The sequence below is a fragment of the Melaminivora alkalimesophila genome, from assembly GCF_000282995.1.
In the GTDB taxonomy this organism is placed as follows: domain Bacteria; phylum Pseudomonadota; class Gammaproteobacteria; order Burkholderiales; family Burkholderiaceae_C; genus Melaminivora; species Melaminivora alkalimesophila.
Window position 1 is genome coordinate 1 of the sequence record NZ_ALEE01000037.1, and the last position, 603, is coordinate 603.

Below are 603 nucleotides of genomic sequence, written 5' to 3' on the forward strand. Positions count from 1 at the left end.
CCACTGGCCAGGCCGCCCCGCCCATGTTCCAGGCCGCGTCGCCGCGCCAGCCACGCCACACCGGGCGGCGCGGCAGAGCCCGGGGCGGCCCCGGGAGCGCCCTTCGGTGTCGCGCGGACACAAAAACTTGTTGCGCAGCCGAATTTTCTGCTATACTCTCGAATTCTTTGGAGGGATGCCCGAGTGGTTAAAGGGGGCAGACTGTAAATCTGTTGGCTTGCGCCTACACTGGTTCGAATCCAGTTCCCTCCACCAAGATGCAAGCTGGCAGGCGCCGCAAGGTGGCTGCCCGGGCGCAAGGGCTTGCGGGAGTAGTTCAATGGTAGAACCCCAGCCTTCCAAGCTGATGACGCGGGTTCGATTCCCGTCTCCCGCTCCACACCTTGTGCGGCAAGAAAGACATTCGCAGGGCCTGGGGCCTTGCAATGCCCATGTGGCTCAGTGGTAGAGCACTCCCTTGGTAAGGGAGAGGTCGGCAGTTCGATCCTGCCCATGGGCACCAAATACAAGGGCGCGCTCCAGCGATGGGGTGTGCCAATGGTTGTGGTGTTGGTGTAGTTTTTTTCGGAGTCGAAAAAATGGCAAAAGGTAAGTTCGAGCGTA

At 60.9% G+C, this 603-nt stretch carries 3 tRNA genes; all 3 read left to right on the plus strand.

From position 1 onward, the window contains the following. Window positions 1-169 precede the first annotated feature (169 nt). The 3 genes from A612_RS00310 to A612_RS00320 all read left to right on the plus strand — a co-directional run bounded on the left by A612_RS00310 (window position 170) and on the right by A612_RS00320 (window position 502). Window positions 170-255 (plus strand) — tRNA-Tyr (locus tag A612_RS00310). A 50-nt stretch (window positions 256-305) separates the two neighbouring features. Next, window positions 306-379 (plus strand) — tRNA-Gly (locus A612_RS00315). A 48-nt stretch (window positions 380-427) separates the two neighbouring features. Next, a tRNA-Thr gene (locus A612_RS00320) sits at window positions 428-502 on the plus strand. The last annotated feature ends 101 nt before the right edge of the window (window positions 503-603 follow it).